The organism is Pontixanthobacter gangjinensis, assembly GCF_009827545.1.
GTDB lineage: Bacteria > Pseudomonadota > Alphaproteobacteria > Sphingomonadales > Sphingomonadaceae > Pontixanthobacter > Pontixanthobacter gangjinensis.
Map to the genome: position 1 here is coordinate 494,515 of NZ_WTYS01000001.1, position 26,151 is coordinate 520,665.

A 26,151-nucleotide genomic window follows, 5' to 3' on the forward strand; every position below is an offset into this window, starting at 1 on the left:
AATCTGACACCCCCACTTTTCACCGATTATTGGTTAATATTTGATTCGGCATCCGCCGCACCGCTTTGTGGAATGTCAGCGTCAGGAGCTGTAATGTCAACGGTTCTTGTCGATACAGCGACCGGATCTGGGTCACGGTCCCAATCCCAAAATGCGCCGTCTACGCGGTTTAAATTGACCACCGGATCATATAGCAGGCCTTCGTCATCGAGGCCAAGGTCGCGTGCTTCGGCCCGGCCCATGGCAGCCAGCAAGCTGAACCCGGCGACGTAGGCATTGCGCCGCGCGGTCACCAATTGCACTCGTGCCGAGAGCAATTCTTGCTCGGCATTCAGCACGTCCAAAATAGTCCGATTGCCGATGGAGTTTTCTGCCCGCACTCCTTCGAGGCCCAATTCAGCGGCGGCAACGGCGGTTTGCGACGAGACGATAATCGAATTTGCCGCAATCCAGCTGGAATAAGAAGCGCGAACTTGGGCAATAACATCGCGCTCTGCGGCGATCACTTGCTCAAAAGCAGAAGTCGCCCGGGCGGTCGCTTGCCGTTGAAGCGCGGCTGGCCGGCCGCCTTGGAAAATCGGAATGCGCAGAGAGATTCCGGCATTAGCGGTGGTTTCGCTTTGCGCGAAATTGTTCGAGGTCGGCCCGCCCAATGTTCCGTAAAAGTTGGTGTAATCGGTGTTGGCGAACAAGGAGACAGTGGGCAAACGGCTCGCGCCCGCCACTTTGATGTCTAATTCAGAGGCGGCAGCGCGTTCTTTCGCGGCCATCAAATCAGGATTAAACTCTAAAGCAATATCAACGGCTTCGGAGGCACTGCTTGGCAGACCTGACAGTGGCGGCGGCGGCTGAAGGTCGGTTGGAGCGCGGCCGACGAGCTGGATATAGACCTCGCGTGCGCCTATCAGATTGGCTTGGGCAGAGCGAAAATCGCTTTCCGCCACAGCCAAGCGTGACTGCGATTGGGCAATGTCGGTTCTTGTCAAATCGCCGATCTCGAAGCGGTCTGCGGTTGCTTGCAAATTGATCGACAACACGTCGATTTGATTGGCCGTCAACCCGACAATCGCTTCGTTGCGAATAACACTCATATAGGCAGCGACGACCAAGCTGAAAATCGACGATTCGGTTGCACGCAAATCAGCCTGTCCGGCGCTCACACGTTCTCTGGCGGCGCGAACAGAATTCTTGACCGAGCCGCCCGAATAAATCGGCACGCCCAAATCAATACCTGCTTGCAGGGTGCGCTCCGGCGCGGTGAAACTGTTGCCGCTGGTCCTGACGAATTCGATATGCTGCGCGGTGAAGCTGGCTGAGGGCAAGCCGCTTGATTGCTGGATTGGCACATTTTCATCATTGGCGCGTTGCTGGGCCCGGGCGGACTGCAATGTCGGATTGGTCTGGTAGGCTTCGGCCAAGGCTTCGCGCAGTGTATCGGCCTGTGCCGGGCTTGCCAGCGGCGCTGCCAGTGCGGCGGCACCAGCCAAGAATGCCAATCTGGTTGCCCGAATATTCACAATTAGAAACTCCAGCTTGCCGCTTTGTCAAATTCAGATAGGCGCGGAATGCCAATTTCGGCGAGTGGTAGCAGCGCCACGTCGCTTGCAGACTTGCGACCGGTGGCGAGACGCGTGACCCCGTTCTTAAGCACTCCGGTGACGATGCGTCCGCCATCGGCCAGCCTTTTGGCGAGGGGTGCGGGCACATGCTCTATCGCGCCGTCGACTAAAACCAATGAATAGGCCGACTTTTTGCGGCTCTTCGTGATTGCTTCGTTTGGAGAAATTACGTCAACGCTGGCAACCAACGTGCGGATTAGCTCGGGCAAATATCCGCTACCTGCATCAACCACGAGCACAGTGTCATCAAGCTTCGGCTGGGCCTCAGCCAGAACCATACCGTAGAATAAGGGGGCAGCGATCCGGCGACCGTTCTCAAGCGTAATTGCGCGGTCGATATAGGCTGTTCCGCGTGCAGCCTCAGGCACAAAATCTTCGCGCGGCACGGTGTTCATCCGGTTGAGAACAAATTCCTCATTCACTCCGCTGGTGCGCAATTGGCTGTCGACCATTGCACGGCGTGCCGTGCTGTGATTTCCTGATGGTGCTTCTAAAGTGGTCAAAATTCTGGCTCTCTATTTTCAAACGCTGTATTACCAGCATAACACAGCCCGTCAATCCGTGGCGTGTCAATTCTATCTCTCGGACGCTTTAGGATGATAGTGGGGAGTGGCCAAGTGCTTTGACCGTAATGCCAAGTCCCGCCTATGGGACATTCATTCGACCGGCAGGAGTATGGAATCGATGAGCGACATGATCACAATCCGCGAAGAAGACCTTATCGAAAGCGTTGCCGACGCTTTGCAATATATTTCTTACTATCACCCGATGGATTATATTCGCGCTTTGGGCGAGGCATATAAGGTCGAGCAAGGCCCCGCTGCAAAGGATGCAATTGCGCAAATTTTGACCAACAGCCGGATGTGCGCAGAGGGGCACCGTCCGATCTGTCAGGACACTGGCATCGTCAATGTGTTCGTCAGATGGGGGCAGAATTGCCGTCTCGATTCCGAGCGCAGCCTGCAAGAAGTAGTCGATGAAGGGGTTCGCAAGGCATACACCCACCCGGAAAATAAGCTGCGCGCTTCGATACTGGCCGATCCTGCCTTCACTCGCCGCAACACGCGCGACAATACGCCATCTGTGTTGTCGGTTGAAATGGTCCCAGGCGATAAGGTTTCGATTGATGTTGCGGCCAAGGGTGGGGGCAGCGAGAATAAGTCAAAGTTCAAGATGATGAACCCGAGCGACAATATCGTCGATTGGGTCATCGAACAGATACCTAGCATGGGTGCGGGTTGGTGCCCACCGGGCATGCTCGGCATTGGTATCGGCGGCACAGCCGAACATTGCATGAAACTTGCCAAGCAAAGCTTGATGGACCCAATCGATATGGCTCAGCTTAAGCTGCGCGGTGCTCAAAATGATATCGAGCAGCTGCGGATTGATATTTTCGACGCGGTCAATGCACAGGGTGTCGGCGCGCAGGGCCTGGGTGGGCTCTCTACTGTGCTTGATGTAAAGATTTATGACGCGCCGTGCCACGCCGCGGGCAAGCCGGTCGCGATGATTCCCAATTGTGCCGCGACGCGACACGCACATTTCACGCTTGATGGTTCTGGGCCGACCTATCTTGAACAGCCCAAGCTGGATGAATGGCCAGACGTGAATTGGGCGCCCGATGCCGCGGCAAAGCGGGTTAACCTTGACACATTGACTCAAGAGGAGGTCGCCAGCTGGGAGCATGGAGACCGGATATTGCTTTCGGGCAAGATGCTGACCGGGCGTGATGCCGCGCATAAACGGATTCAGGATATGCTTGCCAAGGGCGAAGAGTTGCCAGTGAACTTTAGAGGACGGGCGATTTATTATGTCGGGCCGGTGGATCCGGTCATGGGCGAGGCGGTTGGCCCAGCCGGGCCGACCACGGCCACCCGAATGGATAAATTCACAGAAATGATGCTCGATCTTGGGCTACTGGCGATGATCGGCAAAGCAGAGCGCGGCGCTGACGCGGTGGATGTTATCAGCCGGTTTAAGGTCGCCTATCTGATGGCCACGGGCGGAGCAGCTTACCTCGTCAGCCGCGCGATCAAAGAAGCCAAAGTTGTCGGCTTTGAAGACCTCGGCATGGAGGCGATTTACGAATTCACAGTTGAAAATATGCCGGTGACCGTGGCCGTCGATAGTGCTGGTAATAATGTTCATACGCTAGCACCGGCACACTGGAAAAAACGGATTGCCGAGGAGGACCTGCTCGCCTGATTGTGAACCGACACCTGATGTCGCTCGACGAAAGGCATCGTGTTTTCGACGACGGAACTGGCCCGTAGATGAAGAATCAAGCTAAGGCGGCACCACGATATGAACCACGAACTTTCCAGCCCTAGCCTAGCACGCGTATCGCTGCGTACTGTCATCATCTCCATGGCCGTGCTGTGGACGCTCTATTTTGTCTTGCAAACAATTCGCGGATCAATCGTCGGACTGGAATTCGAGACTGATATTCTCTTCCGGCGCGCGCTGGTCACGCTGGCGGGCCTCGCAATTACTTTTTGCCTTTGGACCCTCCTTCGATTGTTCGATGCGCGCGCGCTATGGATGAAGATCGCCGCGGCTTTCATTCTTGCGCTTCCCGCTTCGGTATTGATCGCTCAGGTCAACCAAATGGTGTTCGCACCCGTTCAAGGCCAAATGGCAGAGAAAATGGGGAAAGAGCGCGGTGTCGGCATCCGGCGCGACGAGGCGGGCAATATTTTTATCGAAGTGCCAACCGCCAGTGTTGGTGATGAAGCCGAGTCTTTGGTCGAAGATACACCTTCACAAGAAGTCCTTATTGCTAAGGCTCCGGTCGGTTGGGAGCGTTGGCGAATGATTGTTGATATCGCGCTGGGGCGGTATTTTTTGCTGCTCGCTTGGGCATCGATATACTTTGCGATGCTGGCAGTAGCGCAAACCAAAGTGGCCGAACGAAGAGAAGGTGAATTCAGGCGTCAGGCGAAAGAGGCCGAGCTTCGGTCATTACGGTATCAAGTGAACCCGCATTTTCTTTTCAACTCGCTCAACTCGCTCAGCGCTCTGGTTATGACTGGCAAGACTGATCGCGCCGAGAATATGATCCAGACTTTGTCGAGTTTTTATCGCCACAGTCTGGCCGATGATACGACCTCCGATGTCGATTTGGCAGATGAATTCGCGCTGCAACAACATTATCTGGAGATTGAGCAAATTCGCTTTCCGGAACGGCTGATGACTGAAATTGATTTACCAGATGCCCTCGCCAATGCGCGTGTGCCTGGAATGATCTTGCAGCCCCTGGTCGAAAATTCGGTTAAATATGCCGTTGCGCCGCTTACACGCCCCGTGACCATCAGAATCGCTGCTCGAGAAGAATATGAGCGGCTGGTGATCACTGTCAGCGACGATGGACCCGGTGCCAAGGACATCGCAGAGCCTGGTTTCGGAATTGGACTCGCCAACGTGCGTGACCGGCTGAAGGCACGCTTTGGTAACGAGGCCGCGATATCGGCTGGCCCAACTGATGATGGGTTCTGCACCGAAATTCGGCTTCCAATGAGGTGACCATGTCTGAAAACGGAAATGAAAACGCCCTGCGCACCCTGATCGTCGATGATGAGCCGCTTGCCGTAGAGCGGATGCAGGTGATTTGCGCCAAGCTGAAAGATTTGAATGTGGTTGGTACCGCCAGTGACGGTTCGGCGGCCCTTAGGTTGATTGAGGCGCTGACACCGGATCTGGTCCTGCTCGATATGACAATGCCAGAGATTGATGGCCTGTCAGTCGCGCGCAAACTTGCCGAAATATACGGCAATGACGAGGCAAATTCAGGCGCCAATTCAGGCGCCAATGCAAGTGCCAAAGCAAAAGAGCGTCCGGCGGTAATCTTCGTAACCGCGCACGACCACTTTGCCGTTGAAGCATTTGACCTCGATGCGGTAGATTATGTCCTCAAGCCAGTGGCAACCGACCGGCTTGAACGGGCCATAGAACGCGCCCTTGCCCGTCGCGGAGAGAGAGAGGCCAAGGGTGGCGATTGGTTAAGCGAATTGTGGGTTCCGCATCGCAGCGAGCTGATTAGGATCGAAGTTAGCCAAGTCAGCAGGATCGATGCCGAGCGCGATTATGTCCGGCTCCACGTGGGCGTACCCGGCGAGGCTGAGCGTACCTATCTGTTGCTGCAGACCATTGCAGGTCTCGAAAAACGTCTCGACCCCACAGAATTTATCCGGATCCACCGATCGACCATTCTGCGCCGTGATAAGATTCGCGGCCTCAGGCACGATGGATTAGGTGTCTGGTCAGTAGAACTGGGAGGCGGCGAAGCAGTTAGAATCGGCCGCACCTATTTGTCCAAAGTGAAAGCAATGGCTGGACGTTAGGCGGCGTGGACAAATTTGAGCCAGTATCTGGCTGATGCGATGTGGACCATGGAGAGGAAGCTTTCGGCGAGTTGGTCGTATCGGGTTGCAATGGCGCGGTTGATTTTCAGACGACCGAAGAAGCGCTCAATCTGGTTGCGTTCCTTGTAGAGTGTCCGGTCATATTCGATCTTCACCCGGCGGTTTGACCGTCCCGGAATGACGGCTTCGATGTTCCTGTTGGCAAGATCGGCCCGGATGGCATCGGCATCGTATCCCTTATCTGCCAGGACGCCTGCGGCACTCGCCCTGGCAGAGTGATTAGCGTGTCATAGGCCTTGCAATCCGCCGCTTCGCCGACTGTCAGGTGGAAGGCGAGTGGCCGTCCTCGTCGATCAGCCAGACAGTGGAGCTTACTGGTGAACCCGCCCCGCGAGCGGCCAAGAGCTCTTCGACGAGTCCCCTTTTTTCCGCCCGCTGCCGAGACATGGGCGCGAACCGTGGTGCTATCGATGCTGTAGTGGCCGCTGTCCGCCATGATCTCGGCCAGTGTGACCGACACTGCCTCCCAGACCCCAGCTTCGCTACACCGCCTGAACCGCCGATAGATCGTGTTCCAATTACCGTACTTGGGCGGAACATCGCGCCAGGGCGTGCCGCAGCGAAGCCGCCAGAGTATGCCGTTGATAATCGAATGGTTCTCTTCTGGCCGTCGTCCACGCCCTCGGTTTGCCGCATCGATCGGCAACAAACCCTTCAAAACACGCCAGTCCGCTTCGCTCAGATCACCCCGGCTCAAGCCCGCCTCCAAAAGGAAGCCTGGAATCAATCGCCGAGTCTCGCGTCAACCAATTTGTCGACGCCGCCTAGAGCCGTTCTTCGAAGCTCAATATCCAAATATCGGCAACCTTGCATTGCGCTTATCGATGATGCACACCCGCCAGAACAGCTGCCGGGGGGACAGACAATTTCATACGATGAGAAACCACCGCGCGTGGTTGGCATGGGCGGAGCCATCCTGACCAGCCTCAACGGGGTCGTCGGTTCAGGCATTTTCGCTCTTCCCGCACTGCTCTTTGCAGCGGCCGGGAGTTTCTCGCCCATCGCAATCTTGCTGTTCGCCTGCCTTTACGGGACCATGCTGGCCGTCACTGCCAAACTCTCGACCGTCTTTCGGCAATCGGGCGGGGCGCAGCTTTATGCGCAGCACGCCTTTGGTCCCGCGGTAGGCTTTCAGGTGGGCTGGTTTGCGGTCGCAGGCAGCATGGCGGGCGCGTCAGCCAGCCTGCATGTGATGGTGTCGTATCTGGCGGCAGTGTTCCCGGTATTTGACGATCCTGTCATTCGCCTTGCGACGATGACGTTTGCCGCAGTCACCTTTTTCGCGATCAGCGCCAGCGGCACGGTGCGGGCGATTGAGGCGATCGCTGTGGGCACCGTACTCAAACTGACGCCAATCCTGATCCTGATCGCTGTCGGCCTAACGCAGAACGGCATCCCCACCGACATCACGCTCCCAACGTTCAGCGCGTTCGAGTCCGTTGCGCTCCTGCTCGCGTTCGCCTTTTCGGGGTGCGACATGGCGGTGAACGCCGCCGGTGAGGCAACGAATCCGCGCAAAACGTTGATGCGCGCGCTGTTCGCCAATCTGGCGATGGTCGCAGCGTTCTACGCGCTCGTCCAGCTGGTATATTCGGCCTCTGCCCCCGATGCCTCGCAGGCGGACATTCCGCTCGCAGCGATGGGGACCAGTTTGCTCGGACCAACCGGCGCATTGATGGTCAGTGTCGCAGCGATCTTCTCCACCGCGACCCTCGGCCTCAACCTGTTTTTCCTAGCACCGCGCATCTTGTTCGGGATGGGGCGGCGCGGACTTTTACCACATGTCTTCGCCTATGTGTCGCCCCGCTTCAAATCGCCGGTTGTTGCTATCGGCTTCTTTGGAGCGTTCGTTGCCGCTCTTGCTCTGTCCGGTACTTTTGAGCTGCTCGCGGAGCTGCTTGTTAGTGTCGAACAGCTCGCCTTTCTCGTGACGATTGGGTCGCTCATCGTCATGTGGCGGCGCAATGATGCAGGCTTGCGTGAGACGATGGGCTTTCGCTGGGCCATCATAATACCGGTCGCGACCGGCTACGTCGTGTGGTTGCTTTTGCAGCTTGATGCGAACTCCGTATTTTACACCGGAATTATGATTGTTGTGGGCACGGCGCTTTATCTCGCCTCGAAAGTCGGCGCGGTGCAACAGGACGGGATCGATCTGCCCGAGGGCAGGGCCTAGGCTCAAATTTGTCCACGCCGCCTAGCAAGTTTGAGCAAAGTCTTAACAGCTAGATATCAAATCCACGTCTGCAAAGAATAGCCCGAACCGGGGGACTGGTCCGGTTCGGGCTAGGGGCCCGCGCGTGAATTAAGGGGCGCGGGGGATGAATGCCTATTGAGAGCTGGTAATACTCAGCCTCCAAGGCGTTGTTCATCGACCACGGCCGCCATTTGTTGCGTGGCTTGCTTCTTGGCGTTGTCGAAACATTTCTTGGCGCCACGGTTTGGGAACCGCGTGCCCGAGCGCTGCTGATCGAGACCGCAGACGTCACGGGCAGCTTTGTCGATCCGGCGCTCAAGCGCTTCTTGTCCGGCAGGGGAGGACAGGTTGAGATCATCATATTGGATTTGCACATTGCCTGCGAAGGCAGGAGTTGTCGACATCATGGCGCCTACGGCAGCCAACGCGATAAGGGATTTTTTCATTTCTTTTCCTCCATTTGCGGGCCTCTCTGTCAAAGAAGGGGGGTGAAAGGCACTTCGCAATTGTTGGAATACGCCAACTGTGTTGGGAATGCAGCACAGTGTCGATAGTGCGCGTCATCCTCTCGACCAAATCAGCGGTGCCCAGACCGAAGGCGGAAACTGCGGGACGAACCGCGCTTGCGGCCCGACCAAGGATTGGGCAGTAGCAAGGTATGGAGATTTTCGTCATCTTTTTGCTCGGAATTGGAAATTTCGCGCTTCACCGGGCGGTTATGGAGAGTAAACATCCCGCGATTGGTGCGATCAGTTGGTTTGCAGACCGGGCTGGCCGGCGATTGGCCCTCGGCTTGGAATTTGGCGTTCTGCTCGTGGCAATGTTGCTCGCGGCGAATGGCTGGCCCGAACTCGTCTGGGGCTATTTGATCTATAGCGGTTTGAACGGAGTTTCCGGCTGGCTCATTCTGACCGGCAGGATTTGAGCAATGTATCCATGAGCACCGCGCTTCGCCTGTTCCATGTAAGTGATATCCATTTCGGGGTCGAGCATCATACCGCCCTGCGCTGGTTTGAAGATGCCGTTCACGCTGAACGTCCCGACGCCGTGATTTGCACCGGCGATTTGACTCAGCGTGCAACGCATCAACAATTCGGCCAGGCGCGGGCGTTCTTCAGCAGCCTTAATACTCCGGTCGCGCTTGAGCCTGGCAATCATGACATGCCCTATTACAATCTTTGGGAGCGGTTTACGCAGCCTTATAAGCGCTATGGCGCATTGGCTGATGCGGTCGGTGCGGTGCTCGAGTTCGAGCAGATGGTCATTGTTCCGCTCAAAACTACAGTTCGCGCGCAACCACGTTTCCCCTGGTCCGATGGTTATGTGCGACACGAAGCCTTAGCCGAAACAGTTGGAGTGCTGGAGAGTTTAGAGTCCGACCATCGTTACAAGATTGTTTCGTGTCACCATCCGCTTCTGCCTGCGGAGGAGGGAATGAAGAACCCTACGATTGGCGGTGATCGGGCATTTGCCGCTGTTGCGGCGGCGGGCGCCCAAGCCATTCTGACGGGCCATGTGCACGTGCCGTTTGATCTGGTTCGGGCTTCGGACAACAAGTCAGTCAGGATGATCGGCGCAGGCACCTTGTCTACCCGTCTTCGCGGGGCCGAGCCGGGTTATAATGTCGTGATCTATTCGCCGGAAGACGGCCTGACAGTTGAGCAGCGGACGTACCGCGACGGCTAGCCGCGCAAGTTTGCCAATAACAAAAAAGGCGGCCCGTTGCCGGACCGCCTCTTTGATTGGCAATTGCCTGAATTCCCGAATTAACGTTTCGAGAACTGGAAGCTCCGACGAGCTTTGGCCTTGCCGTATTTCTTACGCTCAACCACGCGGCTATCGCGGGTCAGGAAGCCTGCCGCCTTAACAACAGCGCGCAATGTCGGCTCGTAACGGGTTAGTGCCTGGCTGATGCCGTGCTTAACCGCGCCAGCTTGGCCCGACAGACCACCACCTTTGACGGTGGCGATAATGTCATACTGGCCTTCACGCTCTGTGATTGTGAAAGGCTGGTTGAGAACCAAACGCAGCGTGGGGCGTGCGAAATAGGTTTCCTGATCGCGGCCATTAACCGTAATCTTGCCGGTGCCGGGCTTTAGCCAAACACGGGCTTTGGCATCCTTGCGGCGGCCAGTGGCATAAGCGCGGCCGAGATCATCGATCTCTTGCTCACGAAGCGGCATGGCTTCGACAACGACGTTTTCAGCAGTCGAAGCGTCGGCAGCGGGCGCGTCACCAGCGATGTCTTTCAGATCGGCAAGATCGGAAATGGTACCGGTTTCAGTAGCTGGAGCAGCTTCGGCTTCAGCTGCAACTTCCGGTGCTGCCTCAGTCTTGGGCTCATCTTTGGCTTCAGTCTTTGCTGCAGCTTTCTTAGGGGCCTTCTTAGCCGCCTTCTTCTCGGGTGTAGCTTCCACTACGGCCTCGGGAGCCGCTTCCGCAGCAGCGTCTTTTTTGGTTTCTTCAGTCATTATGAGGAAGCCTTATTCTTGCGGTTCATCGATGCGACATCCATCACTTCAGGCTTCTGGCCGTCATGTGGGTGCTCGGTGCCGGCATACAGGTGCAGGGCACGCATTTGGTCACGGCCAAGTGGGCCGCGCGGGATCATGCGTTGGATGGCTTTTTCGAGCACACGCTCAGGGAAACGGCCTTCCAGAACTTTCGCCGGAGTTGTTTCCTTGATGCCACCAGGGTGGCCGGTGTGCTTGTAATAAATCTTGCCGGTCATCTTGTTACCGGTGAATTGCACCTTGCCTGCGTTGATGATGATGACATGGTCACCGCAATCAACGTGCGGAGTGTAGCTTGGCTTGTGCTTGCCGCGCAGGAGGTTGGCAACGATTGCCGCCAGACGTCCAGGGACGAGACCGTCGGCATCGATAATGTGCCATTTCTTTTCGACCTCGGCCGGCTTTACCGACCGGGTCATTTTGCTGAGAGCCTTCATGGGCTGTGTCCATTCCTAAAATTCTTGGGCTGCTTCGGTTGCAGCGGTAATCCGCGAATCCCGTCGGGGACCCTCGAAGAGCGGGCGATTTGTTCGTTTAAGGCCACAAAGTCAAGCAATTCTGCGCCCTTCAGAGGAGGTAAAATAATACCGTGACTGTCGAGCCCAGTTATTTGGCGCTATTTTTTTACGAGAGACCAGTGCTCAATCGAAGTGCGCGTTGTGGCATTCACACTTGTTTCGACCGTCCGGCTAGCATGCGTCATTAGTCCGGAGGTATCCGATGTTCGAGCCCGGAACGCGATTTTGATCTGGCCAACACTGCCATCTGGCAGGGGCAGGGCGCGGGCATGCAGGCTTTCCGGAGTTCTTGGCACAAACAAGTCTCGTGGCAAATGTGTGAGGGCCTGCGAGGCAGAATTCTGCAGCGCCTGCAGAAATTTACCGCTATCCTCGGTATTTACGCTTTCCAACTTTTCGATTGCATAAGCCACCGCTTTATCGATCTCTGGTTGGTTCGAGCTTGTGTTGGCATTGAGTATCAAACCTTCGGATCCCAGCAAGATAGGAAACAGCCCGCTCTCATCGCGCTGCTTTTCAATCCGGGCGAGCCCATCGAGTTTCGGCGGGACGATGGCCTCGACTGCGGTCTGGATGCCTTCGATACGGTAGCCTTGCCCTAACCGGTTGAACCTGATCTCGAACCTCCGCGTGATCTCGATTAGCGCACCATCAGTCAATTCTCGTATCAGCTTGCGAGTGAATAGCATGGGCGAGGCCGTCGGGTTGAAAAGCCGATCCTGTGAATGCACTCTGGTCGCGGCGAGTGAAACGACGAGCATCGCCCCGCCAGTGAATATGGCGTTACGCCTCGTTAGTTCCGTCATTGCCGCCACCCTTTTGCCAGTTTGCTCAGCCATGACTGGGTTGCGACCCCGGCCCCTTCGCAATTCCATCCCAGAATGGCGGGTGTTTGGTAGGGATGCAATTGTTCAAGACGCTTTATTGCGGCTTTCAGCAAAGACGCGTCAGTCTTGAACAACCCTCCACATTCGTTCGTTTCGTCAATCTCGCCTTCCCAGACGAACATCGACTGCATACCATCATGGAAATTGGCGCAAGCAATCAACTGTTCCTGCATCAGCAATTTGGCAATTGATCTGGCTTGCTCGATATTTTCGAATGGTGACCAGATCAGCGCGCTCATTTGCCGCGGCCGATGAGATGCAGGCCCCAAGCTGTGGCCGCGACCAGCAAGGCCCCCACTCCTTGATGCGCGGTGGCGATCCACAAATTAACCCCGGTCCATACTGTCGCAATCCCAAGAATTATCTGGAGGCCAAACGCCGAATGGATGATGATCGACGCACGCCGGTCAAAAACTCGCGCTTTACGTGCCAGCACAATCAACGCTGCGACCGCAACCCACGCCCACCAGCGGTGGAGGAAATGCAGCAGGAACGGATCATGCGTCAGCGCATAAAGTGCTCCGCGGGACATATCGATTTCTGGGAATAGCCGCCCTTGCATCAGCGGCCAGCTATCCGATGCAAGCCCCGCATTCAGCCCTGCGACCCATGCGCCAAGCAGCAATTGGATGAACAGCACTGCGCTCAATGTCCATGCAAATCCGGTTAATCGGGCCGGGCGGGCATTTGGGATTTGCGCCAGCCTGAGCAAATCAAGCGCGGTCCAAATCAGCCCTGCAAGTGTAAACAAGGCTGTGAGCAGATGGATGGATAACCAGAAATGGCTGACATCGGTCATTTCAGCCGAAAGGCCCGAGCGCACCATGTACCAACCGAAAGTCCCCTGCAGCGCGCCCAGCGCCAGCAGCGCGAGCAGGCGGGGCTTATATCCAGCTGGGATTTGGCGCTTGACCCAGAACCACAGCAGCGGGAGTGCATAGATCAAGCCAATGAACCGGCCTAGAAGGCGATGGAACCATTCCCAGAAATAGATGAATTTATAATCAGCCAGGGTCATTCCGGCAGGTCCATTAACCAGCTGATATTCGCCGATCTCCTTGTAGGCATCGAACTCTGCCTGCCACTGCGATTCATTCAATGGCGGTAACGCCCCGGTCACCGGCTTCCATTCGGTGATGGAAAGGCCCGATTCGGTCAGCCTGGTGATCCCGCCAACAATCACCATGATGACGATCACCGCAGCCACAGCAAACAGCCAGCGTGCGAGTAGAATTGGACGGGCTTCAGGGTTAATTGGCATAATATCTGTTCACCAGCACAATAGCGATATCGAGAGCAAGTTCCATGAAAGCAGGGTGGCGGTTGCGCAAGACGATAAAATGCAACTCCACTTGCAGAATGTTACACCATCACATACATAGAGCTCCGGATGCGGCATGTACTTCCCCTGATTCGTTCGCGGCTCGACCGCGCTGGAATAGTCCTTTCCGGGCTTTGTGCCGCTCATTGTCTGCTAAGCATTCTTATCGTTTCTGCCTTGGGAATTGGCGGTGAGTTCTTTTTCGCGCCTGCGATCCACCGCGTAGGCCTCGCGATTGCGCTGGTGATTGCAGCGGTCGCAATCGGTTGGGGCGCGCTCCAGCATCGGCGGGCAGTGCCGTTTGTGGTTGCGATGATGGGGCTCACCTTTATGGGCGCGGCACTGGCTGTGCCGCACGGTATGCACGAAGTGGTTTTGACAGTGATCGGTGTGACGCTGGTTTCGGCAGGGCACATCCTCAACTTACGCTCGCACTTGCCTGCGGCTGATTGAGCGCTATTTGGCAGGGTATGACCCAGCCAATCTCTGTTACCGTCAATGGCGACACCCGCCAATCCAGCGCACCGACAATCTCAGGCCTAGTGCAAGAACTGGAGCTTGACCCCGCAAAAGTGGCGGTCGAGCGCAATGGCGAGATTGTGCCGCGTTCAACTTTGGCTGATGTCTCGCTTATTGATGGCGACATTCTGGAGATTGTTCATTTTGTTGGCGGCGGCGATCATACGGATAAGGCTGCCGACACTTGGGACGTTGCAGGCCAGACTTTCACCTCACGGCTGATTGTCGGCACTGGCAAGTACAAGGATTTCGAACAGAACGCCGCTGCTGTCGAAGCGTCAGGGGCAGAGATTGTCACTGTAGCGGTGCGCCGCGTGAATGTGACGGACCGCAATGCGCCGATGCTAACCGACTTCATCGACCCCAAAAAAATTACCTATCTTCCAAACACCGCAGGCTGCTTCACTGCAGAGGACGCGATACGCACCTTGCGGCTGGCCCGCGAGGCTGGCGGTTGGGATTTGGTGAAGCTGGAGGTACTCGGCGAAGCGCGCACGCTCTATCCCGATATGCGCGAAACGCTGAAAGCCACTGAAATCCTGGCCAATGAAGGCTTCAAGCCGATGGTCTATTGCGTAGATGATCCGATTGCAGCGAAGCAATTGGAAGAAGCCGGAGCGGTCGCGGTGATGCCGCTGGGTGCTCCGATTGGATCGGGCCTCGGCATTCAGAACCGGGTGACAATCCGCCTCATTGTTGAGGGCGCAAACGTACCTGTGCTGGTCGATGCTGGTGTTGGAACAGCTTCGGAAGCTGCTGTCGCCATGGAACTTGGTTGCCACGGTGTGCTGATGAATACCGCGATCGCAGAGGCGAAAGACCCGATCAGAATGGCCCGCGCGATGAAGCTGGCGGTGGCAGCCGGACGTGATGCCTATTTGGCCGGGCGGATGGGCACGCGCAAATATGCCGACCCGAGCAGTCCGCTTGCCGGATTGATTTAATCCGGGGCGCTAACTCAAAATTAACCATGACACGCGACAAGTCTCCTTAGAAACAAAGGGGCATCGCCATGGCGACGACAAATACTGCTTCACTGACAATTTCCGAGATGCGCGAATTCGCTAATTTTGATGCTGCCGAGCAGCGTTATATCCGCCGCAGTCTCGACATTGGTCTTGGCCGTGAGGATGCATTCAAACTGTGGGCGCGTGACGCAGCGGAGAATGCCGCCATTCGCAGCCAATATGTCACCTATCAGGAATTGAAAACTCTGCGTGACAGCGTGCCAACCGAAACAGGCTTTGATGCGATCGAAGTCTTCATCGGCAAATTAACCCGAATTGCTGCATTTGACCTTGGCCAAGAGCGGTTGAGTTGCTTCTCGTCTTTCCGCTTTCTCTACGAACGGCTGTTGGGTGCAGATGCTCGCCCTTGGCTGCCAAGCGCTTTCTGTGCCGCCGCTGCGTTGCCGCAAATCCGCCCCGGTCGGCGTAAAATGCTGCTGCAAAGCCTTAGCGAGGCGGCTGCGACCGCTCCTGGCTGGAGCGACGCTAAACCGACCTTCTATCCCGAATTTATCGAGAAAGAGGCGGCATAAGATTGTTGGGCCTCAATCGCCGGCGGAGCCGTCCGGCCCCCTAGGCTTTCGCGCCTACAGGCGCGGTGGTCAGTCACCCTCGGGCTACCGCGACTAGGTCTTGAAATTGATAAAAGTCAGAATTGGCGGATCAGCTCCGGTAAAGCCCATCCAACTTCGCCTGATACCGCTCACGAATCTTGTGGCGGCGAATTTTCATGCTGGGGGTCATTTCTTCATTCTCGACGGTGAAGGCTTCGTCCGCGAAAGCGAATTGGCGGACTTTCTCGGTGACCGACAATTCTTTGTTCACACGCGCAACCGCTTCGCTCACTGCACTGCGGAATGCGGGCAAATCTTGTAGTGCTTTCATGTCGAATTTCTCGCCATTGGCGCGCGACCATTCGAGCGCCCATTCGGCATCGGGGACAATTAACCCGACAACATAAGGGCGCTTGTCGCCCGAAACCATCGCTTGAGAAATTTCCGATTGTAGCGTCAGCATGCCCTCAATCTTTTGCGGGGCAACATTGTCGCCCTTGTCATTGACGATCATATCTTTCTTGCGGTCCGTGATCTTGATCCGGCCCTTGTCATCGATATGGCCGATATCACCAGTGTGGAGCCAGCCTTCCTGCAGGGTACGCTTGGTCTCCGCGTCATTTTGCCAATAGCCATTCATCACCAGCTCGCCGCGCACCAGCAATTCGCCGTCTGCAGCAACCTTCAGCTCTACGCCTCTCATCGGTGGGCCCACGGTATCCATGGCGATGCCAGCGGCCGGGCGGTTACAGCTGATTACGGGCCCGGCTTCGGTCTGGCCGTAGCCCTGCAGCATGGTCAGGCCCATTGCGTCGAAAAAGATACCTACCTCGGGATTGAGTGGAGCGCCGCCCGACACCATCGCCTTCATCCGGCCGCCGAATTTCTGCCGAATTTTGGGGCGCAGCGCCTTTTCCAGAATCAAGTTCATCGGGCGATCGCGCAACCGGACGCGGCCCTTTGCATTGGCTTTGTGCTCGCCGATGGTTAGCGCGCGGTCCATCATATAATTGGCCGCTTTGCCCTGCTTGGAAACCTGCTTCATGATCCGCGTGCGCAAGACCTCGAACAGGCGCGGGACAACGACCATGATTGTCGGGCTGGTTTCTTCGATGTTGCTGGCGAGTTTTTCCAACCCTTCAGCATAATAGATTTGTGCGCCGACACCGATTGGCAGGAATTGGCCGCCAGAATGCTCATAAGCATGGCTTAGGGGAAGAAAGCTAAGGAAGCGCTCTTCCTGAGCGAGACCGAAATCAGCTTCAAGAATTTCTGCTGCACCCGCCACATTGCACAATATCGACCCGTGATGCTGCATTACGCCGCGCGGTGCGCCGCCGGTACCGCTAGTGTAGATGATGCAAGCAGTCGCATCGCGTGGGATCTTTGAAATCCGCTCATCCACTGCCGCCCGCGCCGCCAATGCGTCGCCAATCAACATTGATTCCCAGCTGCGGCATGTCAGATCGCCCGTCTGATGCTGTCTGATGCCGTCAATCGGGATGATATGGCTCGCCATTCCGGACCGCATGATGGCCGGTAGCAGCGGCTGCGACAGTTTCTCATTCGATACAATCACTGCTTTCGAACCGGAATTATCGAGAATATGCTGGTGATCGCGCTCGGTGTTGGTGATGTAGGTTGGCACAGTGATGCAGCCCGCCGCCATGATCGCTAGATCTGCGATGCACCATTCGGGCCGGTTTTCCGAGACCAGCATGACCCTGTCGCCATCGACCAGCCCTAGCTTTCGAAGGTTTTCGGCGAGTAGGCAAACACGCTCTGCGGTTTCGCGCCAACTGATCGTTTGCCACTCGCCGTTCCGCTTGGCGCCAAGGAAAGCCTCATCGCCCTTCGCGTCTGCGCGTGCTAGAAACAGCTCGACCAAATTCTTGGCCGTATCGATATCGGCTAGCTGCAAGGCTCGCTCCTCATCCCGAAATTGACGCCGCATCTTTTGCGCGACGATACTATTGTGACGATTTAGGCCGCCTTAGGCAAAGCGGCAAGCCGGGTTAATCCTGTCCTGCCGCCGAAGGAGTGATTTCCAGCATTCCCACTAGTCGCGGATCGCGTGCTGACACCCACTTTACTCCGTCCCAATGGACGGCTCCTGCCTTAAGCGGGGGCGTGCGCGCCACTATTCCACTGTGGCCCAGCGTTTCGAATGCGCTGATTTCTTGCTCCAGCCAAGCACCCTTTTCGACCATCACATTGTCACCAAAAGCCATGATCAGGGGCAGGCCTAGCGCGTCTTCGACCGGCAGTCCGAAATCGATAATGCCGACAATGCTTCGTGCGGTCTGGACCGGGATGGTCGATCCGCCAGCGGCGCCAATCGCTGCCACTGGCCTGCCCAAGGGATCATAAATGATGGTCGGTGCCATCGAGCTGCGCGGGCGCTTGCTGCCTTCGACCCTATTGGCAACAGGCTTACCATCCACTTCGGGCGACCGGCTGAAATCGGTCAATTCGTTGTTGAGGAAAAAGCCGCCAAAAGTCAGGCCAGAGCCGAACGGACCCTCGATGGTCGAGGTATAGCTAACCATCGTGCCTGTGTCGTCCACGACTGCGAAATGCGAGGTGCCGTTCTCCACCGGCTCGTCGCCGTCAGCAAGAGCGACAGTTGCGCCTTCAGGAATGCCGAAAATTGCTGTTTCCATCGTGGTGTTCGCGCTGATCAAGGTGCTTCGTCGCGCAATATAATCTTTCGCGATCAATCCGCTCACCGGAACGCTGACAAAGTCTTCATCGGCCAGGTAAATCTCACGGTCGGCATAGGCAAGGCGCTGCGATTCGAGGAACAGGTGCCATGTCACCGGATTGTCTGCACCCAGCGCGGCCAAATCAAACCGCTCCAACTGCCCAAGGATTTGTACTACAGCGATACCGCCGGAGGAAGGCGGACCCATGCCGCAAATCTTGTAATCGCGATAAGTCCCGCAGACCGCCTCGCGCTCCATTGCGGTATAGGCGGCGACATCGGCAGCGGTCATTCCGCCATCGCGGGGTGTCGCAGCGCGGACAACATCCGCCAAATCAGAAGCGGCCTTGCTCCGGTAAAATGCCTCGGGCCCGGCGCTGGCAATTTCGGCCAGAGTGACGTGTAATTGAGGGTTTTTAAGTATCGTGCCGACAGGTTTGGGCTGACCTTCCGCGGTATAATAGAGTTCGCGCCCAAATTCGGTCATCCCCGCCCGGCCAATTTGCCCGTCTAGCGAATCATTAAGCCGCCGGTTTATGGCAAAGCCGTCTTGCGCCAGCTTCATCGCTGGCGCGAACAAATCGGCCCAGAGTAGCTTACCATGCCGTCGATGCGCTTCTGCCACCATCGCGATGTTGCCCGGAATACCGACGCTGAGACCACTCAGAACCGAGCTGCGGTAATCACGTAATTCGCCATCCTCGCCTAAAAACCACTGTGGATCAGCACCAGCAGGCGCCTTTTCGCGGCCATCGAACGTGTTGATTGCACCGGTCGCAGTGCCTCTGACTAAAAATCCGCCCCCGCCAATGCCAGAGCTTTGCGGTTCGACCACGGTGAGCGCCAGCATTACAGCGATGGCTGCATCAGTTGCCGAGCCGCCTTGCGCCAAAATCGCTTCGCCAGCGGCTTGCGCCCGTGGGTCAGCGGCGCTGACGGCTCCTGTTGCCGCATTCATTGCGGTCGGCGAAATGCTATCAAGTGATGGCTCGCTGCCGGCCATAGTTTGGCAGGCGGCGAGGGTCACACTGGTCACAGCAACGAGCGATACCCGGCTGAAAGATTGGCGCATGTTCATGGGCGGACTGCTATTCGCTCCCGACCGCTGCGGCAATAGTTGAAAAACCATCACGCTTCATAAGCCGTTCCAGCCCCCGCGTGATTGATCGGGCCAAACCTGGGCCTTGATAGACCATTGCGCTGTAAAGCTGGACCAGACTGGCCCCTGCACGAATGCGTTCCCATGCGTCTTCTGCGCTGGAAATTCCGCCTACTCCGATCAACGGGATCGAGCCGCCGCTCGCCTTCCGAAAATCACGGATACGTTGCAGCGCGAGCGGTTTAAGCGGAGCGCCTGACAAGCCTCCAGCTTCAGCGACATGTCGTGATTGCAGCGATGGGCGACTGATTGTGGTGTTCGATACAATCAGAGCGTCCAGTTGCTTATCGGAGGCAATCCTTGTGATTGCATCGACATCTTTCGGCGTCAGATCGGGGGCGACCTTCAAGAATACTGGCGGGCCTTGCTGTCCGCGAGCCTCCAGCACTGCATCGAGTAATTCGATCAACGCACCTTCATCTTGCAGCGCACGAAGCCCAGGTGTGTTTGGACTGGAGATATTGACCGCGAGATAGGTCGCAAGTGGTGCCATAATCCCGGTCATCACCGCGTAATCCGCGATACGGTCGGGCGAATCCTTATTGGCACCGATATTGATCCCCACGATCCCGCCCTTGTCTTTTCGTGCAATCAACCGCTTCTTCGCAGCCTCTGCGCCGCCATTGTTGAATCCCATGCGGTTTATGACGGCCTTGTCTTCTACCAGACGGAAAAGCCGCGGCTTGGGGTTCCCGCTTTGAGGTAGAGGTGTGACCGAGCCGATTTCTGCGAAGCCGAATCCTAGGCCAAGCACGGCATCGGGGACTTCGGCATCCTTGTCGAAGCCGGCGGCCATGCCAACCGGATTTGGGAAAGTGATTCCCGCTACATCAATCGCTAACTTGCCTGGCTTTGGCGCGGGGCCTGCGGGAGCAGCACGCAGGGCGGCGATGGTCAGGCGGTGAGCGCGCTCGGGATCAAGCGTAAAAATGGCGGGTTTAAGAAACTGGAATATCATCGCGTCTTGCTATGCCGATGGCTGGCATCTCTGTCGATATCGGTAGTGATAATTGCGCAATTTGGCCGGTCATGTTTGAAAATAACGCGAAAATGTATGGCAGAGCGCCGAATCTGTCGCGTCTATACAATCGGTTTTTCGATTCGCCGCATATATCACTCCTTGCGACCCGAAGGGCTCTAGCATCACTGCACAGAGTTCCTCGACTTTATGGGGGGCGGTTCCGGCAACGGCGCCGCCCCCCTTTTTGTCGCCGATCCTGCCCCCTTTTTGTCGCCGATCCTGATTATATTGAACCTCTCTGGAACAAACTGGCCAAAACAGACATTTCTCGCTTAGAGACAACTCATGTTTCTTTGAGGAGTTTTTGATGTCCAAGCGCGCCCCTTTTCTATCCGGTTCCGCATTTGCCGCTCTAGCGCTCTCGGCCTGTTCTCCGGTCTATCCCGATGCACAAAGCGCTAGCACAGAGCCGGTTGCTGCGGTTGACGAGCTAGAGGTCGCTGCAATCGGCACACTATTCGCGGATTATGACGCCGCGCAATTGGCCGAATCGCCCTTGGGGAAAGCCTATCGCGGTATTCGCGACGAGGATTACGGCAAATGGGGCGATTATTCCGATGCAGCTGATGTGAAGCAGCACGAGCTTGTGCAAAATACAGCGCAGCGGATGCGAGACACATACGACATTGCCGAATTATCCGATGAAGACGCGCTGTCTTACCGTCTGTTCAATGCTCAGGCAGAGCGGTCCGCCTCGTTGTTTCCATTCCGCCAATATGGCTACATCTTTGACCAGATGAACGGTTCGCAAAGCCGCCTTCCGGCCTTTTTGATCAACATTCACCGAGTTTCTAGCGTTGCTGATGCCTCGGCATATGTCAGCCGCATTGAAGGAATGGGCGAAGTACTCGATACGCTCGCTGCTGACTCAAAGGCGAGAGCCGATGCCGGAGTAATGCCGCCTGATTGGGTCTATCCTTATGTTATCAAGGATATCGAGAACCTTCTCTCGGCTGATAGTCCAAATCCGATTTTAGTCGATTTTGGAGAGAAGCTTGATCGACTCGAAATGACAATCGACCAAGGAGGCGACTTGCGCGGTGCAGCACAATTGGCTTGGGTGAATTCAGCCCGCCCGGCTTTCGAACGCCTGCTTGCCGAGATGAAGCGCCAGCAAGCCATTGCACCGACGGATGACGGTGTATGGCGCTTTCCTAAAGGTGAAGCGTATTACAAGGCACTGCTCGCCAATTACACCACCACCGACCTGACGGCTGACGAGATTCATAATATTGGCCTGCGCGAAGTTGACCGCATTCACGGCGAAATGCGCGCAATCATGAAGACCGTCGGTTTCGAAGGGACCTTACAGGAGTTCTTCGAACATACGCGGACCGGTGACCAATTCTTCTACACCACTCGCGAGGAATATCTCGCTGACGCGCAAACGAAGCTGGATGCGATGGAGGTGAAGCTTCCCGAATTCTTCGCCACGCTTCCCAAAGACCCGATGATTATCAAGCCGGTTGAGGCGTTCCGCGAACAAAGCGCGGGCAAGGCCTTTTATCAAAGCCCCGCGCCCGATGGTTCGCGCCCCGGCACCTATTATGTGAACCTGTATAATCTGCGTGATATGTCGAAGAACGAACTCGAAGCGCTTGCCTATCATGAGGGGCTTCCCGGGCACCATTTGCAGCGTTCGATCCAGACAGCACTGGGTGACGTGCCAGCTTTCCGAAGGTTTGGCGGAGTTACAGCCTATTCGGAAGGATGGGGCCTTTATACTGAGGAATTGGGCAAGGATATGGGATTCTATCAGGATCCCTATTCCGATTTTGGCCGTCTTGGAATGGAATTGTGGCGCGCCTGTCGATTGGTGGTCGACACCGGCATTCATGACAAGCGCTGGAGCCGCGAACGGGCGATCCAATATTTGACTGACAACACCCCCAATCCCGAGGGAGATATTCGCAAAGCTATCGAACGCTACGTCGTCTATCCCGGCCAAGCGACCGCCTATATGATTGGCAAACTCAAAATCATGGAATTGCGCGGACGCGCCCAGACCGAATTGGGAGACAAATTCGACATTCGCGGATTTCACGATGTTATCCTGAAGAATGGCCCGGTGCCGCTATCGATTATGGAAGAGAATGTCGAAGCGTGGATAAGTTCGCAAAGTTAAGCTGCAATGTCGCTGGAATACAATCTATTGGAGGTGAAGCTGTATATACGCCTGAAGCAGAGTTGTCGGTATCGGGTTATGATTAGCCCTCCCTCCCGGCACTCGGGGCGGCTTCGCGCTGAATGGGTCGCAATCATTTAGTCATGCCGCCCCGCTTCCATCTTGAATATTTTGATCCTCCGGCGGCGCTGCAGCGATATGTGCTGACGCTGTTTTCTTTCGTGTGGGACGAACCGGTGATTAGCGATCGCCATCCTGGCGCGTTGGCCCAGTTTTCCTTATTCCCTTATGGCAGCGGCTGGGTTGAATTTGCCGGCAAACGGGACTCGCTGACTGGCGAAGCGCATATGCTTGCCGGCTTCTCAAGCGCCGCACCCTTCGCGATGAAGGGTCCGTGGCACGCCATTGGCGCGTCCTTGTCATCGCTTGGCTGGGCGGCGCTCACGCAGAAGCCTGCCAACCGGTTTGTGGACCGCTTTATTCCGCCGCAGGAATTGATAGGAGGCGAAGTGCTAAGCTTTGCCGCCGACACGAATGAACATTATCGCAGCGGAAAGCTATCCGGCAAACAAGCTGCATTCGCGGTGGCGGATTGGCTCGCGCCGCGTTTTGGTGAGGTTCCCGAGCTTCATGAGCGACTGATCGGGCAAGTGACTGACTGGCTTGGCGGCTCATTCAACCCTGATTTGGAAGATTTGTTTTCGGCATTGCCCTATTCACGCCGTCAGGCCGAACGGTTAGTCGAACGATATTTCGGCTTTCCGCCAGCAGCGCTTGCCCGCAAATACCGGGCCATCCGTGCGGCTAGTTTGTTGGCCGAGCATAATCTGACGAGCGAGGAACAGGCGCGGATAGAAGAAGCATTCTATGATCAGCCCCACATGATTCGCGAAATTCGCCGCTATTGTGGCTATACGCCGTCGCGGCTTGGAGGGGATGAAGAGCCACTGTTCCAAGCAATGCTACGGATGAAGAATTTCAACAGGATTGGATAATCTGCCAAAGCGGAACGGCTGCAATTGCTAACGACTCGCAACAATGCCTTTACCATTGAAACAGCTTGCTTGCATCTCTAGCTGAAATTCGGAACGAATCAGTCCGATTTAGAGTTTATCCTGTATGCGCCTGTCGAATCTTGCCGATTATGCTGTTGTTACAATGACCGCTGCTGCTGGCCATTGTGGTGGCGGGCGTGTTTCAGCAAGCGAGTTGGCCGCTGAGACCAATCTGCCAGCGCCGACCGTGCAAAAAGTGGTCAGCAAGCTGACTGCGGCTGGTTTGCTCCGTTCGGTCCGCGGCGCGAAGGGCGGGCTGCAGCTTGCCCGCCCTGCTGCAGCGATCACCTTGGCCGACATAGTCGAAGCCATCGAAGGGCCGATTGCGCTGACCGCTTGCGTCGATACTGGCACACATGATTGCGGATTAGAGTTAAATTGCGCAGTCAAACCACATTGGGCGGTCGTCAACCAAGCCGTTCGTGGCGCGCTGGCGGATATTCCGCTGACGCAGCTTACTCAGAACACACACCAGCGGGAACTGGCATGAACGAACAAACAACCCTTCCTGAAGCCGAGATTCAGGACAAGGCTGCGCGCGATGCAGCCAAGAAGCTTGAGACATACGAGCATGGCTTCCACTCGGATATCGAACAGACATTCGCGCCCAAGGGCCTGAATGAAGACACTGTCCGGTTTATCAGCGAGAAGAAGGGCGAGCCCCAATGGATGCTTGATTGGCGGCTGAAGGCGTTTCGTCTGTGGCTGACGATGGAAGAGCCCGATTGGGCCAAAGTGGGCTATCCCAAGATCGACTATCAAGACGCGTATTATTACGCCGAGCCGACCAAGAAGCCGACGTTGGAATCGCTCGATGAACTCGATCCTGAAATCAAGCGCGTTTACGACAAGCTGGGGATTCCGATTGCCGAACAGGAAGTGCTCGCCGGCGTAGAAGGTGCGCGAAAGATCGCGGTTGACGCGGTGTTTGACAGCGTTTCAGTTGCGACGACATTCCGCGCAGAATTGGAGCGGGCGGGAGTTATTTTCCGCAGCATCTCCGAGGCGATCAAGGAATATCCTGAACTGGTCAAAAAATGGCTCGGCAAAGTGGTGCCGCAGCGCGATAATTATTTCGCCACGCTCAATTGCGCGGTCTTTTCGGATGGGACGTTCGTTTACATACCGGAGGGCGTTCGCTGCCCGATGGAGCTTAGCACCTATTTCCGTATCAATGCCGAAAATACCGGCCAATTCGAACGCACTTTGATCGTTGCGGAAAAGGGCGGCTATGTGTCCTACCTAGAAGGTTGCACCGCCCCGATGCGCGATGAAAACCAGCTGCATGCCGCGGTAGTGGAACTGGTCGCGATGGATGATGCGGAGATTAAATATTCGACCGTCCAGAACTGGTATCCCGGCGACGCTGAGGGGAAGGGCGGAATCTACAATTTCGTGACCAAACGTGCGCTATGCCAAGGCGCGCGGTCGAAAGTCAGCTGGACGCAAGTTGAAACCGGCAGCGCGGTGACGTGGAAATACCCGTCCTGCGTACTCAACGGAGAAGACAGCGTGGGCGAGTTCTACTCGGTCGCGGTGACCAACAATTACCAGCAAGCTGACACCGGCACCAAAATGATCCACAATGGCAAGGGTTCGCGCAGCACGATCATTTCCAAAGGTATCAGCGCGGGCAAATCGGACAATACCTACCGTGGCTTGGTCCGCGTTGGCGCGAATGCCGATAATGTCCGCAATTTCACGCAGTGCGACAGTCTGTTGCTCGGCGATAAATGCGGCGCACACACCGTGCCCTATATCGAAGTGAAGAACCCGACCGCACAGATCGAACACGAAGCGACCACCAGTAAGATCAGCGACGACCAGCTTTTCTACGCGATGCAACGCGGCTTGGGCGAGGAAGAGGCGGTCGCACTGATAGTCAACGGCTTCGCGAAAGAAGTGATGAAACAACTACCGATGGAATTTGCCGTGGAAGCTCAGAAACTGCTGGCGATTTCGCTTGAAGGGAGTGTCGGGTAATGACTGAACGCAAAACACTCTCCCTGGGCTCCGGCGAAACCGCCAATGCCGATAAAACCGCTGGCTGGAATATTTCCGAATCACGCAAGGACAAGCTGTATGATCGTGCGCGGTATAACCGGCGGCATCCTTCGGAGGCGCATAAGCGGCTTTGGGGTCTGCTCGACAAGAAAGGCGTCGGCAATTTTGCGTTTAACCGTGAAGTTGTGATGGGCTCCTCCGTGGTCGATTTTGCCTGCAAGACGCGTTGGCTGGTGGTCGAAATCTCGGGCGAGACCGAGGCTGACCGCACCATTGAGGAACTGTCCGACCGCAAGCTGAAAGAAGTCGGCGTGCGCATCATACGGTTCACTGCCGAAGAAGTGATGGGCGACTTGGAGCCTATCGAGCAAGCAATTCTGGAAGAGCTGGAAAGGCCGTTCGACAAACCGGGCAAGTCAAAACCTTCTCGGCCGGCTTATGAAAAGCGTGAATTCAACCGGAGCGGCACCGTCAGGTGAGCCCCCTCATTCTCCGGCGCATTAAACAAATACGAGACACACAGACCA

At 56.2% G+C, this 26,151-nt stretch carries 26 protein-coding genes; 14 read left to right on the forward strand and 12 right to left on the reverse strand.

Annotation, left to right across the window (positions count from 1 at the left end; translation table 11 throughout):
* Positions 1-26 precede the first annotated feature (26 nt).
* Both GRI36_RS02400 and GRI36_RS02405 read right to left on the reverse strand, forming a co-directional pair.
* Positions 27-1,517, reverse strand: coding sequence for a TolC family outer membrane protein (locus GRI36_RS02400; RefSeq protein ID WP_407985655.1), 1,491 nt, complete (start codon positions 1,515-1,517; stop codon positions 27-29).
* Positions 1,518-1,519: 2 nt separating this feature from the next.
* The gene (locus GRI36_RS02405; RefSeq protein ID WP_235902137.1) at positions 1,520-2,122 is read right to left on the reverse strand and encodes a protein-L-isoaspartate O-methyltransferase family protein; all 603 of its coding nucleotides are present in this window, start codon (positions 2,120-2,122) and stop codon (positions 1,520-1,522) included.
* A gap of 181 nt (positions 2,123-2,303) precedes the next feature.
* Here GRI36_RS02405 and GRI36_RS02410 point away from each other — a divergent pair, with 181 nt between their 5' ends.
* The 3 genes from GRI36_RS02410 to GRI36_RS02420 all read left to right on the forward strand — a co-directional run bounded on the left by GRI36_RS02410 (position 2,304) and on the right by GRI36_RS02420 (position 5,959).
* Complete coding sequence (locus tag GRI36_RS02410) at positions 2,304-3,824, forward strand: fumarate hydratase (protein WP_160597016.1); 1,521 nt, start codon at positions 2,304-2,306, stop codon at positions 3,822-3,824.
* A gap of 99 nt (positions 3,825-3,923) precedes the next feature.
* The gene (locus GRI36_RS02415) at positions 3,924-5,141 is read left to right on the forward strand and encodes a sensor histidine kinase (RefSeq protein WP_160597017.1); all 1,218 of its coding nucleotides are present in this window, start codon (positions 3,924-3,926) and stop codon (positions 5,139-5,141) included.
* 2 nt (positions 5,142-5,143) lie between these two features.
* Positions 5,144-5,959 (forward strand): LytR/AlgR family response regulator transcription factor, encoded by an 816-nt coding sequence (locus GRI36_RS02420; RefSeq protein ID WP_160597018.1) that lies wholly within the window; start codon positions 5,144-5,146, stop codon positions 5,957-5,959.
* On the opposite strand, the gene GRI36_RS02425 is transcribed toward GRI36_RS02420, so the two are convergent.
* Positions 5,956-6,737, reverse strand: a protein-coding gene (locus tag GRI36_RS02425) for an IS5 family transposase (protein ID WP_202392099.1) whose coding sequence is annotated in 2 segments (ribosomal slippage) — positions 5,956-6,243 and positions 6,246-6,737 — 780 coding nt in all. Because the reading frame shifts where the segments join, the coding sequence is not laid out codon by codon here. The two genes, GRI36_RS02420 and GRI36_RS02425, sit on opposite strands and share 4 nt — an antisense overlap.
* 204 nt (positions 6,738-6,941) lie before the next feature.
* Here GRI36_RS02425 and GRI36_RS02430 point away from each other — a divergent pair.
* A complete protein-coding gene (locus GRI36_RS02430) occupies positions 6,942-8,216 on the forward strand; it encodes an APC family permease (RefSeq protein ID WP_160597019.1) in 1,275 nt (424 codons plus the stop codon).
* 173 nt (positions 8,217-8,389) lie between these two features.
* On the opposite strand, the gene GRI36_RS02435 is transcribed toward GRI36_RS02430, so the two are convergent.
* A complete protein-coding gene (locus GRI36_RS02435) occupies positions 8,390-8,683 on the reverse strand; it encodes a UrcA family protein (protein ID WP_160597020.1) in 294 nt (97 codons plus the stop codon).
* 212 nt (positions 8,684-8,895) lie between these two features.
* Between GRI36_RS02435 and GRI36_RS02440 the strand changes: the two genes are divergently transcribed.
* Positions 8,896-9,162, forward strand: a complete 267-nt coding sequence (locus GRI36_RS02440) for a hypothetical protein (protein ID WP_160597021.1) — start codon at positions 8,896-8,898, stop codon at positions 9,160-9,162.
* An 11-nt stretch (positions 9,163-9,173) separates the two neighbouring features.
* Positions 9,174-9,923 (forward strand): metallophosphoesterase family protein, encoded by a 750-nt coding sequence (locus tag GRI36_RS02445; RefSeq protein WP_160597022.1) that lies wholly within the window; start codon positions 9,174-9,176, stop codon positions 9,921-9,923.
* 80 nt (positions 9,924-10,003) lie between these two features.
* Here GRI36_RS02445 and rpsI read toward each other — a convergent pair whose 3' ends face one another.
* From rpsI to GRI36_RS02470, 5 genes are all read right to left on the reverse strand, one after another.
* Entirely contained in the window at positions 10,004-10,507 is a 504-nt protein-coding gene (rpsI, locus tag GRI36_RS02450) for a 30S ribosomal protein S9 (RefSeq protein ID WP_160599007.1), read from the reverse strand.
* 200 nt (positions 10,508-10,707) lie between these two features.
* Positions 10,708-11,187, reverse strand: coding sequence for a 50S ribosomal protein L13 (gene rplM / locus GRI36_RS02455; RefSeq protein ID WP_160597023.1), 480 nt, complete (start codon positions 11,185-11,187; stop codon positions 10,708-10,710).
* Between the two features lie 179 nt (positions 11,188-11,366).
* The gene (locus GRI36_RS02460) at positions 11,367-12,074 is read right to left on the reverse strand and encodes a hypothetical protein (protein WP_160597024.1); all 708 of its coding nucleotides are present in this window, start codon (positions 12,072-12,074) and stop codon (positions 11,367-11,369) included.
* A complete protein-coding gene (gene cutA, locus GRI36_RS02465) occupies positions 12,071-12,394 on the reverse strand; it encodes a divalent-cation tolerance protein CutA (protein WP_160597025.1) in 324 nt (107 codons plus the stop codon). Before cutA ends, GRI36_RS02460 begins: the two co-directional genes overlap by 4 nt.
* Complete coding sequence (locus GRI36_RS02470) at positions 12,391-13,416, reverse strand: COX15/CtaA family protein (protein ID WP_160597026.1); 1,026 nt, start codon at positions 13,414-13,416, stop codon at positions 12,391-12,393. The genes cutA and GRI36_RS02470 overlap by 4 nt, the downstream gene beginning before the upstream one ends.
* 129 nt (positions 13,417-13,545) lie before the next feature.
* On the opposite strand from GRI36_RS02470, the gene GRI36_RS02475 reads away from it, so the two are divergent.
* The 3 genes from GRI36_RS02475 (at position 13,546) to GRI36_RS02485 (ending at position 15,535) form a co-directional block, all read left to right on the forward strand.
* Positions 13,546-13,929, forward strand: coding sequence for a MerC domain-containing protein (locus GRI36_RS02475; RefSeq protein ID WP_160597027.1), 384 nt, complete (start codon positions 13,546-13,548; stop codon positions 13,927-13,929).
* 17 nt (positions 13,930-13,946) lie between these two features.
* Positions 13,947-14,939 carry a sulfur carrier protein ThiS gene (thiS, locus tag GRI36_RS02480; RefSeq protein ID WP_160597028.1) on the forward strand — a complete coding sequence of 331 codons (993 nt, stop codon included), beginning with the start codon at positions 13,947-13,949 and terminating at the stop codon, positions 14,937-14,939.
* Positions 14,940-15,007: 68 nt separating this feature from the next.
* Positions 15,008-15,535, forward strand: a complete 528-nt coding sequence (locus GRI36_RS02485) for a hypothetical protein (protein WP_160597029.1) — start codon at positions 15,008-15,010, stop codon at positions 15,533-15,535.
* Positions 15,536-15,665: 130 nt separating this feature from the next.
* Here the strand turns inward: GRI36_RS02485 and GRI36_RS02490 are convergent, their stop codons facing one another.
* From GRI36_RS02490 to GRI36_RS02500, 3 genes are all read right to left on the reverse strand, one after another.
* Complete coding sequence (locus GRI36_RS02490; protein ID WP_160597030.1) at positions 15,666-17,510, reverse strand: AMP-dependent synthetase/ligase; 1,845 nt, start codon at positions 17,508-17,510, stop codon at positions 15,666-15,668.
* Positions 17,511-17,571: 61 nt separating this feature from the next.
* Positions 17,572-19,338, reverse strand: a complete 1,767-nt coding sequence (ggt, locus tag GRI36_RS02495) for a gamma-glutamyltransferase (protein ID WP_235902138.1) — start codon at positions 19,336-19,338, stop codon at positions 17,572-17,574.
* Positions 19,339-19,348: 10 nt separating this feature from the next.
* Positions 19,349-20,377, reverse strand: a complete 1,029-nt coding sequence (locus GRI36_RS02500) for a quinone-dependent dihydroorotate dehydrogenase (protein ID WP_160597031.1) — start codon at positions 20,375-20,377, stop codon at positions 19,349-19,351.
* 370 nt (positions 20,378-20,747) lie between these two features.
* Between GRI36_RS02500 and GRI36_RS02505 the strand changes: the two genes are divergently transcribed.
* The 5 genes from GRI36_RS02505 (at position 20,748) to GRI36_RS02525 (ending at position 26,103) form a co-directional block, all read left to right on the forward strand.
* Complete coding sequence (locus GRI36_RS02505) at positions 20,748-22,565, forward strand: DUF885 domain-containing protein (RefSeq protein WP_160597032.1); 1,818 nt, start codon at positions 20,748-20,750, stop codon at positions 22,563-22,565.
* Between the two features lie 143 nt (positions 22,566-22,708).
* Positions 22,709-23,560 carry a helix-turn-helix domain-containing protein gene (locus tag GRI36_RS02510; RefSeq protein WP_160597033.1) on the forward strand — a complete coding sequence of 284 codons (852 nt, stop codon included), beginning with the start codon at positions 22,709-22,711 and terminating at the stop codon, positions 23,558-23,560.
* A 124-nt stretch (positions 23,561-23,684) separates the two neighbouring features.
* Positions 23,685-24,110, forward strand: a complete 426-nt coding sequence (locus tag GRI36_RS02515; protein ID WP_160597034.1) for an SUF system Fe-S cluster assembly regulator — start codon at positions 23,685-23,687, stop codon at positions 24,108-24,110.
* Complete coding sequence (gene sufB, locus GRI36_RS02520; RefSeq protein ID WP_160597035.1) at positions 24,107-25,603, forward strand: Fe-S cluster assembly protein SufB; 1,497 nt, start codon at positions 24,107-24,109, stop codon at positions 25,601-25,603. Before GRI36_RS02515 ends, sufB begins: the two co-directional genes overlap by 4 nt.
* Complete coding sequence (locus GRI36_RS02525) at positions 25,603-26,103, forward strand: endonuclease domain-containing protein (RefSeq protein WP_160597036.1); 501 nt, start codon at positions 25,603-25,605, stop codon at positions 26,101-26,103. Before sufB ends, GRI36_RS02525 begins: the two co-directional genes overlap by 1 nt.
* Positions 26,104-26,151: the final 48 nt, after the last annotated feature.

What these genes read in the sequence shown, in the direction of transcription:
- GRI36_RS02415 (WP_160597017.1), top strand. Translation starts at nt 3,924, where the DNA reads ATGAACCACGAACTTTCCAGCCCTAGCCTAGCACGCGTATCGCTGCGT.
- GRI36_RS02410 (WP_160597016.1), top strand. Translation starts at nt 2,304, where the DNA reads ATGAGCGACATGATCACAATCCGCGAAGAAGACCTTATCGAAAGCGTT.
- GRI36_RS02505 (WP_160597032.1), top strand. Translation starts at nt 20,748, where the DNA reads ATGTCCAAGCGCGCCCCTTTTCTATCCGGTTCCGCATTTGCCGCTCTA.
- ggt (WP_235902138.1), bottom strand. Translation starts at nt 19,338, where the DNA reads ATGAACATGCGCCAATCTTTCAGCCGGGTATCGCTCGTTGCTGTGACC.
- GRI36_RS02485 (WP_160597029.1), top strand. Translation starts at nt 15,008, where the DNA reads ATGGCGACGACAAATACTGCTTCACTGACAATTTCCGAGATGCGCGAA.
- GRI36_RS02525 (WP_160597036.1), top strand. Translation starts at nt 25,603, where the DNA reads ATGACTGAACGCAAAACACTCTCCCTGGGCTCCGGCGAAACCGCCAAT.
- GRI36_RS02490 (WP_160597030.1), bottom strand. Translation starts at nt 17,510, where the DNA reads ATGCGGCGTCAATTTCGGGATGAGGAGCGAGCCTTGCAGCTAGCCGAT.
- GRI36_RS02430 (WP_160597019.1), top strand. Translation starts at nt 6,942, where the DNA reads ATGGGCGGAGCCATCCTGACCAGCCTCAACGGGGTCGTCGGTTCAGGC.
- GRI36_RS02435 (WP_160597020.1), bottom strand. Translation starts at nt 8,683, where the DNA reads ATGAAAAAATCCCTTATCGCGTTGGCTGCCGTAGGCGCCATGATGTCG.
- GRI36_RS02420 (WP_160597018.1), top strand. Translation starts at nt 5,144, where the DNA reads ATGTCTGAAAACGGAAATGAAAACGCCCTGCGCACCCTGATCGTCGAT.
- GRI36_RS02500 (WP_160597031.1), bottom strand. Translation starts at nt 20,377, where the DNA reads ATGATATTCCAGTTTCTTAAACCCGCCATTTTTACGCTTGATCCCGAG.
- GRI36_RS02515 (WP_160597034.1), top strand. Translation starts at nt 23,685, where the DNA reads ATGCGCCTGTCGAATCTTGCCGATTATGCTGTTGTTACAATGACCGCT.
- rplM (WP_160597023.1), bottom strand. Translation starts at nt 11,187, where the DNA reads ATGAAGGCTCTCAGCAAAATGACCCGGTCGGTAAAGCCGGCCGAGGTC.
- GRI36_RS02470 (WP_160597026.1), bottom strand. Translation starts at nt 13,416, where the DNA reads ATGCCAATTAACCCTGAAGCCCGTCCAATTCTACTCGCACGCTGGCTG.
- GRI36_RS02510 (WP_160597033.1), top strand. Translation starts at nt 22,709, where the DNA reads ATGCCGCCCCGCTTCCATCTTGAATATTTTGATCCTCCGGCGGCGCTG.
- cutA (WP_160597025.1), bottom strand. Translation starts at nt 12,394, where the DNA reads ATGAGCGCGCTGATCTGGTCACCATTCGAAAATATCGAGCAAGCCAGA.
- thiS (WP_160597028.1), top strand. Translation starts at nt 13,947, where the DNA reads ATGACCCAGCCAATCTCTGTTACCGTCAATGGCGACACCCGCCAATCC.
- sufB (WP_160597035.1), top strand. Translation starts at nt 24,107, where the DNA reads ATGAACGAACAAACAACCCTTCCTGAAGCCGAGATTCAGGACAAGGCT.
- GRI36_RS02475 (WP_160597027.1), top strand. Translation starts at nt 13,546, where the DNA reads ATGCGGCATGTACTTCCCCTGATTCGTTCGCGGCTCGACCGCGCTGGA.
- GRI36_RS02440 (WP_160597021.1), top strand. Translation starts at nt 8,896, where the DNA reads ATGGAGATTTTCGTCATCTTTTTGCTCGGAATTGGAAATTTCGCGCTT.
- GRI36_RS02445 (WP_160597022.1), top strand. Translation starts at nt 9,174, where the DNA reads ATGAGCACCGCGCTTCGCCTGTTCCATGTAAGTGATATCCATTTCGGG.
- GRI36_RS02460 (WP_160597024.1), bottom strand. Translation starts at nt 12,074, where the DNA reads ATGACGGAACTAACGAGGCGTAACGCCATATTCACTGGCGGGGCGATG.